This is a genomic window from Lederbergia citrea (assembly GCF_018343525.1).
GTDB lineage: Bacteria > Bacillota > Bacilli > Bacillales > Bacillaceae_C > Lederbergia > Lederbergia citrea.
Window position 1 is genome coordinate 531,417 of sequence record NZ_JAGYPH010000003.1, and the last position, 10,365, is coordinate 541,781.

The window sequence follows — 10,365 nt, forward strand, 5'->3', positions numbered from 1 at the left end:
GGATGCGCAGGAGCTGTTTTTCTTGCTCTTGTGCATCCCTTATTTTTTATTCTTCCAAGCCCATTTCCGCTTGTACTACAGCGGAAATTCGATCAACGAAGTTTTCGCATGCTTCTACTGTCGGTGCTTCTGCCATGACGCGTACAAGTGGTTCTGTACCAGAAGGACGAACGAGGATACGTCCGTTTCCATTCATCTCCGCTTCCACTTGTTCAATGACTTCTTTAACCTTTTCATTATCTGTCACATGATACTTATCTGTTACTTTTATATTAACAAGCTTTTGTGGATATTTTTTCATTCCTTTGGCTAGCTCAGAAAGTGGCTTGCCAGTAAGCTTCATTATATTCACGAGTTGCAGGCCGGTTAAAAGACCATCGCCCGTTGTATTGTAATCAAGGAAAATAATATGCCCAGATTGTTCTCCACCGAGGGTATAGCCGTTGTTTTTCATTTCTTCAACAACATAGCGATCTCCTACAGCCGTCTGAACACTATTAATATCAAGTTCTTCAAGTCCCTTATAGTATCCAAGGTTACTCATCACTGTAGAAACGACAGTCGATTGCTTTAAGCGTCCTTCTTCCTTCAAATGCTTGGCGCAAATGTATAGAATTTGGTCACCGTCCACCATATCGCCGTTTTCATCAATTGCAATTAAGCGGTCGCCATCTCCATCAAAGGCAAGGCCAACATCTGCGCCTTTTTCTTTCACAAATGCTGATAGTGCTTTCGGATGTGTAGATCCTACACCTTCATTAATATTCAAGCCGTTTGGAGCTGCGCCCATTGTAGAAATATCCGCTTCAAGATCAGCGAATAAATGTGTTGCCAATGAGGATGTAGCCCCGTGCGCGCAATCTAACGCCACATGAATGCCAGAGAAATCTTCATCTACTGACTGTTTCAAGAACTGCAAATATTTCTGTCCGCCTTCAAAATAGTCATTTACAAGACCAAGATCCGCTCCCACAGGCCGTGGTAATGTATCTTCCTCTAAATCAAGAAGATTTTCGATTTCCTCTTCTTGCTCATCTGACAGTTTAAATCCATCAGAGCCAAAAAATTTAATGCCATTATCGGCTACCGGATTATGTGAAGCTGAAATCATCACGCCTGCTTGGGCTCCAAGTGCTTTCGTTAAATAAGCCACTCCCGGGGTTGAAATAACGCCGAGACGCATCACTTCTGCACCAATGGATAGCAATCCTGATACGAGAGCACCTTCTAGCATATGACCTGAAACGCGAGTATCGCGGCCGATAAGAATCTTAGGGCGATCTGTGTCCTTTGTTAATACGTAGCCTCCAAAGCGTCCTAATTTAAAGGCCAGTTCAGGGGTCAGTTCCGCATTTGCTACCCCTCTTACTCCATCAGTTCCAAAGTATTTACCCATTGAATCTATCGCTCCTTCTTCTAAACAATCCATTTAGACATCTTCTTTTTCTGTTAATCGAATTTTTACTTTTTTTACAGATAATTCCCAGTCTACATTTGTGGGACCTTCTACTTCGAGTTCTACTTCGTGGTCACCGACATCCAGACCTTCTGTATTAATAAATATCTCAAATGTGCTTTCGGCGGCCTTCTTCAAATCCTCTTGTTCGCCAGTCAGTTTCAGTGAAACTGCCCCGTCCGCGGGAGACAATAACTCCAAATCAAGATTAGGATTAAGCCCCTTACTTTCTACCGGAATGTCATTCAATGTCGTTTCTTCTAATTTTTTTTCAGCAATGATTTTCACTTTAATTTTATCAGGAGTAATTTTATTTACTCCAAGAGGGTATTTGATTGGTACTTCAATCTCACTATCCTCTTGAATATTGCTGATGTCAACGGAAACTTCCAGTTCGTTCACATCTTGCAGGATTTCAGTTCTCCCAAATACCATCACTTCAGGTGTTACGGTGCTCACGGTTTTAATGACGATATCGTCCATCGGAGTCCCAGTTGTCCTAATTTTAATTGGGACATTTTTTCTTGGGTTTTTAACCGGAATAGTGACAGATACCGATCCTGGTTCGACTATTACATCAAGCTTGTTCAATTCTCGGTCAAGTACCGTTACTTTTGCTTCTCTCCTGATTGTGTCATTAATCAGGCCACTTGCATCAATTGTTGCCTTAACATAGGATATTTTTTCAATAATATCTTTTGCTCCGGTGATTTTAACCGTTTTTGGCTCTACCTCTGGACGTTCGGCTTCAAATCCGTCGGCAAGGATGCTGCGGTTAAACTCTGCTTCCACCTTGAAATCTTCGGTAATCTTTTCTTGAAGTGAAATATCAGCATATGAAGGTTCAATATGAACTTTTAGCTTTTCTGAGATATCACTATATTTAATCGGAACTCGCTGGTTTCCTATTTTAACATCGGACAAATCGATATACACCTTAAAATCTCGCTGTCTTTTAGTAGCTTCAACAAATCTCCGCTGTCCTTCTATTTTTACGTCAACTGTTTGAGGGACACCAGATACGACGAGATTTTCAGCATCATAATATAGTTCTACGGGTACATTCACAATGGTTTCGGTATCGATGTTTTCCATTCCATTTGGTGTGGTTCCTGCTTTTTTACCACTTAAGTCATTAACTGAGACAAAGAGCAGAATTGCCAGCAACATCGCGATAATCCTGATAAACCAAGGGTTTTCCATAAACTTATCCATTTTCTGTCTTCTCCCTTCTTTTCCAAATTGATGAGGAAGACTGTTTTGCTTTATTGTCGTCTATGAGTTCTTTTCCTAATAGCTGTTGGAATTTTTCAAGTGATAAATCACGATGCAGTTCGCCATTCTTTGTAATGGAGATACTGCCTGTTTCCTCAGAAACTATTACAGTCAAGCTATCTGTAACCTCACTGATGCCAAGAGCGGCTCTATGCCTAGTCCCCAGTTCTTTCGAAATAAATGGGCTTTCAGACAATGGAAGATAGCAGGCAGCCGCAGCTATTTGCGTTTTTTGAATAATCACTGCCCCGTCATGGAGCGGTGTATTCGGTATAAAAATATTAATCAACAGTTCGGGAGTCAAATCTGAATTGAGAGGTATACCAGTTTCTATATAGTCCCCCATACCAGTTTCTCTTTCAATTGAAATCAATGCACCAATTCTACGCTTCGCCATATAACTGACTGCCTCAGTGATGGCGTCAAGCCTTTGCTTCCGTTCTTCTTCTTCGTGAATACCACTTCTTGCAAAAAACTTTCCTCGACCAAGCTGTTCAAGGGCACGTCTAAGTTCTGGCTGAAAAATGATAATAATTGCAAGGAATCCCCAGTAAATTACTGTTTCCATCATCCAGCTTAACGTATTTAAATGGAAGAAATCGCTTAACATCCATACGATAATGATGACAAAAATTCCTTTTAACAACTGTACGGCCTTTGTGCCGCGTATAATCATTATTAATTTATAAATGACGAACCAAACGAGGAATATATCCACTATGCGGGACAAATAGTCCATGATGGTAAGGTCTGCAAACGGCATATTCTTTCCCCCATCTATTTAATCGAAGCGTATGAATGCTTCCGTTCATTTTATGGATAATAACTTATTCATTATAACATATATTTTCTTTTTCCCGCTACAAAACTAAAGGGAACAGGTCGTAATTGACCTGTTCCCTTTTATACACCATCAGAACTCGAGAGTGTAGACTATCTTTTATTCTTCCTCAAATAAATTTACTACTTTTTTCCCGCTATCCTTCATTTTGTACCAAATCCATTCGAACAATTCATTAATTTCTTCAATCTCTCCTGTTACATTTCCCGCAGAGGCCATATAACGTTCCCCATTAATTATGGTTACATTACCTTTTACTTCTCCTTCGATCCTCAAGTTGCCATTTTTGACTGTTATATCCCCTTCTACAACTTTACCTTCTGGTACAATGACAGTATCGTTTTCAACGACAAGATTTGTTTCCTTCGTGACAGAGAACTTTTGATCATTATTCCAAACATTGAACACACTTCCAGCCATTAAAATTAAGAACAAAGAAGCTGCTGCAAGAAGGGGATGATGACGCAGCCAGCGCTTTACTCCCGCACTACTTTTTTCTTTAGGTAAATTCCCCATGACCTTTGCAGTAAATTCATTTGAAACTTGAATATGTGATGTGCTTTTTATATATGCAATGGTTCTTTTTAATTCTTGAAAATGATTTTGGCAGGCAGGGCATTTTTGCAAGTGCTCTTTTAGCACCTGCTCATTTTCCCGAGACAAGTCACCATCTAAATATTCTTGCATATAGAGATTGATTTCTTCAGGACATGCCTTCAATTTCCTTCTCACCCTTCCTACAAATTGTGCAATTGTTTTCGAAGTGCTTCCCTACCCCGATGGATACGAGTTTTGACAGTTCCAAGTGGCATTTCTAGTACCTCACTAATCTCTTTTAGAGAGAGCTCATCGATATATCTTAGGATAATGACAATCCGGTATTTATCGGGTAGCCGCAATATTTCCCGTTGAACGATTTCCTGAAGTTCCATTGTCTCCACTTCAGAATCCGGAGATTTTCCTTCTGCTGCAATTTGAGAATACATCGTCAGCCCATCTGTTCCAGCCACTTCCGCATCTAGAAAATAATCAGGCTTCTTTTTTCTAATTCTATCGATACAAAGGTTCGTAGCGATTCTGTAAAGCCATGTGGAAAATTTTCGACCTTGAGTAAAGCTGTGAATATTCACATAAGCTCTTACGAAAGCTTCTTGTGCAATATCTTCAGCCTCATGTCGATTTCCTAGCATCCGAAAACATAATTGGAAAACCTTATTTTTATATAACTCCACGATTTCTCCAAATGCTTCTTGGTCGCCCCTTAATACTTGCTTGATTCTTTGATTAACGATTGCATCCATTCTCTCTCTACCTCCCGCTCTTCATGCGGTCATCCATTTATACGTATGAATCTTTAATAGGTTTCAATAATAGGCTAATCACTATTATATCTTACCAAATTTATCCTAATGCTTGTTTATTATTTGAAAAAAGGGATATACAGTATATAAAATGATGTGTAGGGAGGTCGGGGGGCAATATGCATGCATCCGATTTATTAGTAAAAATTGAGGAGAAGCGGCGGATAATGGTTGAACTTGGCCTGGCTTTTTCATTTATAGATGAACGAGTTGTCCGAATCAGCGACCAACTGGACAAACTTCTTAACCAGTATCAAGCTTTACACGTAGAAAAGCAGTAGCTCTAAAATTAGAGCTACTGCTTTTTTATACGTTTCTTATAATAATTTGTCTCCAAAAAGTGAAGCCATTAAAGCGACAGCTACCTCAGCCGTTTTATTTCTTTCATCTAAAATTGGATTCACCTCAACAAACTCAGCAGAAGTAATCAATTTTGATTCTGCCAGCATTTCCATTGCCAAATGACTTTCTCGATAACTTATTCCACCAAGCACCGGTGTCCCAACCCCTGGTGCATCATGCGGATCTAAACCATCTAAATCTAACGATAAATGCACTCCATCCGTCCGATCTTTTAAATAATCAATGGTTTGTTCCATTACCTTTGCCATACCTAAACGATCAATTTCATGCATCGTAAAAACATTAATATTTTTCTCTCTAATAAGCTTTCGTTCCCCTTCATCAAGATCCCTTGCACCAATAATCACGATGTTCTCCGGCTTTATCTTTGGACTATACCCTCCAATCTCAGTAAGTACAGGATGTCCAAATCCCAGACTCGCGGCCAGAGGCATACCATGGATATTACCGGAAGGAGAGGTTTCATCCGTATTTAAATCGCCATGTGCATCGTACCAGATGACGCCAAGATTTTGAAAATACCTGCCAATCCCAGCAAGTGTACCAATTGCGATACTATGATCACCACCAAGCACAAGCGGAAAACGTCCTTTTTCAACGACTGATCCGATTAATTCAGCTAACACAGTACTCGTATCCGTAATCGCTTTCAGATTTCGCAACGAGCTTTTTTCATTTTGAGTCATATCTGTAATCTCCGCTCGAATATCACCCAGATCTTCGACATCATAATTCAGTTTTTTAAGCCGGTTCACGATACCTGCATACCTCATTGCACTTGGGCCCATATCTACACCGCGACGCATTTGTCCTAGATCCATCGGGACCCCCAATATTGATAGCTTGTTCCCCATGATAACTCCCCCTCACTCTTTATTTGTATCATAGCTTGAAAAGAGTGAATGACTCAACTTAACAATTATTTGAATATTTATACGATGGAGGTTTTCATCCAAAATAAAAGACCTATGTCTCAAATGACATAGGTCTGAAAGTTTAATTTATGGTGGAGCCTAGCGGGATCGAACCGCTGACCTCCTGCGTGCAAGGCAGGCGCTCTCCCAGCTGAGCTAAGGCCCCAAAGATATTATAAAAAGGTTTGTATACGTAAAAGAAGCCTTGAATAATCAAGACAACTGATAACGAAATGAAAGATGAGCCATGCAGGATTCGAACCTGCGACCCTCTGATTAAAAGTCAGATGCTCTACCAACTGAGCTAATGGCTCATGGCTGGGCTAGCTGGATTCGAACCAACGAATGACGGAGTCAAAGTCCGTTGCCTTACCGCTTGGCTATAGCCCATCGAGTAAAATATATTATGTATATTGCCCTTTAATCAGAAAATCATTCATATAAAATGGTGGTGGGGGACGGATTCGAACCGCCGAACCCGGAGGGAGCGGATTTACAGTCCGCCGCGTTTAGCCACTTCGCTACCCCACCTAAAAATGGTCAAAAAAAATGGTGCCGGCCAGAGGACTTGAACCCCCAACCTACTGATTACAAGTCAGTTGCTCTACCAATTGAGCTAGGCCGGCAACATTTTATGGTGGAGGATGACGGGATCGAACCGCCGACCCTCTGCTTGTAAGGCAGATGCTCTCCCAGCTGAGCTAATCCTCCAATTTAAAAAACACTTTGAGCTAAAATATAAATGGTGACCCCTACGGGATTCGAACCCGTGTTACCGCCGTGAAAGGGCGGTGTCTTAACCGCTTGACCAAGGGGCCATGTAAGATGTTTTATCGGAAGCTTCCAACCGGGCTCGAACCGGTGACCTCTTCCTTACCATGGAAGCACTCTACCAACTGAGCTATGGAAGCATGGCTCCGCAGGTAGGATTCGAACCTACGACCGATCGGTTAACAGCCGATAGCTCTACCACTGAGCTACTGCGGAATGAAATACTGCCTGGCAGCGTCCTGCTCTTGCAGGGGGAGATCCCCCAACTACCATCGGCGCTGAAGAGCTTAACTTCCGTGTTCGAGATGGGAACGGGTGTGACCTCTTCGCTATCGCAACCAGACAATTTTATTAAGACAAGTACTATTATAATCGATTTATAATATTTTTCAAGTCTTTTTTTGAAATTCATTCCTTCAAAACCAGATAAATGAGAAGATAAACCTTGAAAATTTTGATTAAGTCCTCGATCGATTAGTATCCGTCAGCTCCATGTATCGCTACACTTCCACACCGGACCTATCAACCTGATCATCTTTCAGGGATCTTACTAGCTTGCGCTATGGGAAATCTCATCTTGAGGGGGGCTTCATGCTTAGATGCTTTCAGCACTTATCCCGTCCGCACATAGCTACCCAGCGATGCTCCTGGCGGAACAACTGGTACACCAGCGGTGCGTCCATCCCGGTCCTCTCGTACTAAGGACAGCTCCTCTCAAATTTCCTGCGCCCGCGACGGATAGGGACCGAACTGTCTCACGACGTTCTGAACCCAGCTCGCGTACCGCTTTAATGGGCGAACAGCCCAACCCTTGGGACCGACTACAGCCCCAGGATGCGATGAGCCGACATCGAGGTGCCAAACCTCCCCGTCGATGTGAACTCTTGGGGGAGATAAGCCTGTTATCCCCGGGGTAGCTTTTATCCGTTGAGCGATGGCCCTTCCATGCGGAACCACCGGATCACTAAGCCCGACTTTCGTCCCTGCTCGACTTGTAGGTCTCGCAGTCAAGCTCCCTTGTGCCTTTACACTCTGCGAATGATTTCCAACCATTCTGAGGGAACCTTTGGGCGCCTCCGTTACACTTTAGGAGGCGACCGCCCCAGTCAAACTGCCTGCCAGACACTGTCTCCCACCCGGATCACGGGTGCGGGTTAGAATGTCAATACAGCAAGGGTAGTATCCCACCAATGCCTCCACCGAAGCTGGCGCTCCGGTTTCCAAGGCTCCTACCTATCCTGTACAAGCTGCACCAACATTCAATATCAGGCTGCAGTAAAGCTCCACGGGGTCTTTCCGTCCTGTCGCGGGTAACCTGCATCTTCACAGGTACTATAATTTCACCGAGTCTCTCGTTGAGACAGTGCCCAGATCGTTGCGCCTTTCGTGCGGGTCGGAACTTACCCGACAAGGAATTTCGCTACCTTAGGACCGTTATAGTTACGGCCGCCGTTTACTGGGGCTTCAATTCGCACCTTCGGTTTACACCTAAGCGCTCCTCTTAACCTTCCAGCACCGGGCAGGCGTCAGCCCCTATACTTCGCCTTGCGGCTTCGCAGAGACCTGTGTTTTTGCTAAACAGTCGCCTGGGCCTATTCACTGCGGCTCTCGCAGGCTTGCACCCGCAAGAGCACCCCTTCTCCCGAAGTTACGGGGTCATTTTGCCGAGTTCCTTAACGAGAGTTCTCTCGATCACCTTAGGATTCTCTCCTCGCCTACCTGTGTCGGTTTGCGGTACGGGCACCTGTTACCTCGCTAGAGGCTTTTCTTGGCAGTGTGGAATCAGGAACTTCGGTACTAAATTTCCCTCGCCATCACAGCTCAGCTTTAGGATGAAGGATTTGCCTCCACCCCGGCCTAACTGCTTGGACGCGCATATCCAACAGCGCGCTTACCCTATCCTCCTGCGTCCCCCCATTGCTCAAACGGTAAAAAGGTGGTACAGGAATATCAACCTGTTGTCCATCGCCTACGCCTTTCGGCCTCGGCTTAGGCCCCGACTAACCCTGAGCGGACGAGCCTTCCTCAGGAAACCTTAGGCATTCGGTGGAAGGGATTCTCACCCTTCTTTCGCTACTCATACCGGCATTCTCACTTCTAAGCGCTCCACCAGTCCTTCCGGTCTGGCTTCACAGCCCTTAGAACGCTCTCCTACCACTGACACTCGAAGGTGTCAGTCCGCAGCTTCGGTGATACGTTTAGCCCCGGTACATTTTCGGCGCAGAGTCACTCGACCAGTGAGCTATTACGCACTCTTTAAATGGTGGCTGCTTCTAAGCCAACATCCTGGTTGTCTAAGCAACTCCACATCCTTTTCCACTTAACGTATACTTTGGGACCTTAGCTGGCGGTCTGGGCTGTTTCCCTCTCGACTACGGATCTTATCACTCGCAGTCTGACTCCCAAGGACAAGTCATTGGCATTCGGAGTTTGTCTGAATTCGGTAACCCGATGAGGGCCCCTAGTCCAAACAGTGCTCTACCTCCAAGACTCTTACCTTGAGGCTAGCCCTAAAGCTATTTCGGAGAGAACCAGCTATCTCCAGGTTCGATTGGAATTTCACCGCTACCCACACCTCATCCCCGCACTTTTCAACGTACGTGGGTTCGGGCCTCCAGTAAGTGTTACCTTACCTTCACCCTGGACATGGGTAGATCACCTGGTTTCGGGTCTACGACCTCATACTCATGCGCCCTATTCAGACTCGCTTTCGCTGCGGCTCCGTCTCTTCGACTTAACCTCGCATGAAATCGTAACTCGCCGGTTCATTCTACAAAAGGCACGCCATCACACATGAATGTGCTCTGACTACTTGTAGGCACACGGTTTCAGGATCTTTTTCACTCCCCTTCCGGGGTGCTTTTCACCTTTCCCTCACGGTACTGGTTCACTATCGGTCACTAGGGAGTATTTAGCCTTGGGAGATGGTCCTCCCGGATTCCGACGGGATTTCTCGTGTCCCGCCGTACTCAGGATCCACTCTGGAGGGAACGAAGTTTCGATTACAGGGCTGTTACCTTCTTTGGCGGGCCTTTCCAGGCCGCTTCGTCTACCCCGTTCCTTTGTAACTCCGTATAGAGTGTCCTACAACCCCAAGAGGCAAGCCTCTTGGTTTGGGCTCTTCCCGTTTCGCTCGCCGCTACTTAGGGAATCGATGTTTCTTTCTCTTCCTCCGGGTACTTAGATGTTTCAGTTCCCCGGGTCTGCCTTCCATTTCCTATGTATTCAGAAATGGATACTACCCCATTACGGGCAGTGGGTTTCCCCATTCGGAAATCTCCGGATCAAAGCTTGCTTACAGCTCCCCGAAGCATATCGGTGTTAGTCCCGTCCTTCATCGGCTCCTAGTGCCAAGGCATCCACCGTGCGCCCTTTCTAACTTAA

Annotated in this window: 7 protein-coding genes, 9 tRNA genes and 2 rRNA genes; 1 reads left to right on the forward strand and 17 read right to left on the reverse strand. The window is 44.6% G+C overall.

Features of this window, described 5'->3' with window-relative positions; genetic code table 11:
* Positions 1-46 precede the first annotated feature (46 nt).
* The 5 genes from glmM to sigW all read right to left on the reverse strand — a co-directional run bounded on the left by glmM (position 47) and on the right by sigW (position 4,873).
* Positions 47-1,396, reverse strand: coding sequence for a phosphoglucosamine mutase (gene glmM / locus KHA88_RS17085; RefSeq protein ID WP_213099418.1), 1,350 nt, complete (start codon positions 1,394-1,396; stop codon positions 47-49).
* 33 nt (positions 1,397-1,429) lie between these two features.
* Entirely contained in the window at positions 1,430-2,671 is a 1,242-nt protein-coding gene (locus KHA88_RS17090; protein WP_213122582.1) for a CdaR family protein, read from the reverse strand.
* Positions 2,664-3,494: a diadenylate cyclase CdaA gene (gene cdaA, locus KHA88_RS17095; protein ID WP_213098971.1), complete on the reverse strand. Its 831-nt coding sequence runs from the start codon at positions 3,492-3,494 to the stop codon at positions 2,664-2,666. Before cdaA ends, KHA88_RS17090 begins: the two co-directional genes overlap by 8 nt.
* A 177-nt stretch (positions 3,495-3,671) precedes the next feature.
* Positions 3,672-4,304 (reverse strand): zf-HC2 domain-containing protein, encoded by a 633-nt coding sequence (locus tag KHA88_RS17100; protein WP_346728998.1) that lies wholly within the window; start codon positions 4,302-4,304, stop codon positions 3,672-3,674.
* Between the two features lie 5 nt (positions 4,305-4,309).
* Entirely contained in the window at positions 4,310-4,873 is a 564-nt protein-coding gene (sigW, locus tag KHA88_RS17105; RefSeq protein WP_213098969.1) for an RNA polymerase sigma factor SigW, read from the reverse strand.
* Between the two features lie 179 nt (positions 4,874-5,052).
* Between sigW and KHA88_RS17110 the strand changes: the two genes are divergently transcribed.
* Positions 5,053-5,214, forward strand: coding sequence for an aspartyl-phosphate phosphatase Spo0E family protein (locus tag KHA88_RS17110; RefSeq protein ID WP_213098968.1), 162 nt, complete (start codon positions 5,053-5,055; stop codon positions 5,212-5,214).
* Between the two features lie 36 nt (positions 5,215-5,250).
* On the opposite strand, the gene rocF is transcribed toward KHA88_RS17110, so the two are convergent.
* The 12 genes from rocF to KHA88_RS17170 all read right to left on the reverse strand — a co-directional run bounded on the left by rocF (position 5,251) and on the right by KHA88_RS17170 (position 10,365).
* Entirely contained in the window at positions 5,251-6,150 is a 900-nt protein-coding gene (rocF, locus tag KHA88_RS17115) for an arginase (RefSeq protein ID WP_213122583.1), read from the reverse strand.
* Positions 6,151-6,300: 150 nt separating this feature from the next.
* A tRNA-Ala gene (locus KHA88_RS17120) sits at positions 6,301-6,376 on the reverse strand.
* 75 nt (positions 6,377-6,451) lie between these two features.
* Positions 6,452-6,524, reverse strand: a tRNA-Lys gene (locus tag KHA88_RS17125).
* Between the two features lies 1 nt (position 6,525).
* Positions 6,526-6,600, reverse strand: a tRNA-Gln gene (locus KHA88_RS17130).
* Positions 6,601-6,656: 56 nt separating this feature from the next.
* Positions 6,657-6,741: transfer RNA gene (locus tag KHA88_RS17135), tRNA-Tyr, on the reverse strand.
* 19 nt (positions 6,742-6,760) lie between these two features.
* A tRNA-Thr gene (locus KHA88_RS17140) sits at positions 6,761-6,836 on the reverse strand.
* Between the two features lie 9 nt (positions 6,837-6,845).
* Positions 6,846-6,921, reverse strand: a tRNA-Val gene (locus KHA88_RS17145).
* A gap of 32 nt (positions 6,922-6,953) precedes the next feature.
* Positions 6,954-7,028: transfer RNA gene (locus tag KHA88_RS17150), tRNA-Glu, on the reverse strand.
* Positions 7,029-7,048: 20 nt separating this feature from the next.
* A tRNA-Thr gene (locus KHA88_RS17155) sits at positions 7,049-7,121 on the reverse strand.
* 1 nt (position 7,122) lies between these two features.
* Positions 7,123-7,197: transfer RNA gene (locus KHA88_RS17160), tRNA-Asn, on the reverse strand.
* Positions 7,198-7,207: 10 nt separating this feature from the next.
* Positions 7,208-7,324, reverse strand: a 5S ribosomal RNA gene (gene rrf, locus KHA88_RS17165).
* A gap of 111 nt (positions 7,325-7,435) precedes the next feature.
* A 23S ribosomal RNA gene (locus tag KHA88_RS17170) occupies positions 7,436-10,365 on the reverse strand.

Coding starts and splice junctions, on each gene's coding strand:
- glmM (WP_213099418.1), bottom strand. CDS start 1,396: ATGGGTAAATACTTTGGAACTGATGGAGTAAGAGGGGTAGCAAATGCG.
- KHA88_RS17090 (WP_213122582.1), bottom strand. CDS start 2,671: ATGGATAAGTTTATGGAAAACCCTTGGTTTATCAGGATTATCGCGATG.
- cdaA (WP_213098971.1), bottom strand. CDS start 3,494: ATGCCGTTTGCAGACCTTACCATCATGGACTATTTGTCCCGCATAGTG.
- sigW (WP_213098969.1), bottom strand. CDS start 4,873: ATGGATGCAATCGTTAATCAAAGAATCAAGCAAGTATTAAGGGGCGAC.
- KHA88_RS17110 (WP_213098968.1), top strand. CDS start 5,053: ATGCATGCATCCGATTTATTAGTAAAAATTGAGGAGAAGCGGCGGATA.
- rocF (WP_213122583.1), bottom strand. CDS start 6,150: ATGGGGAACAAGCTATCAATATTGGGGGTCCCGATGGATCTAGGACAA.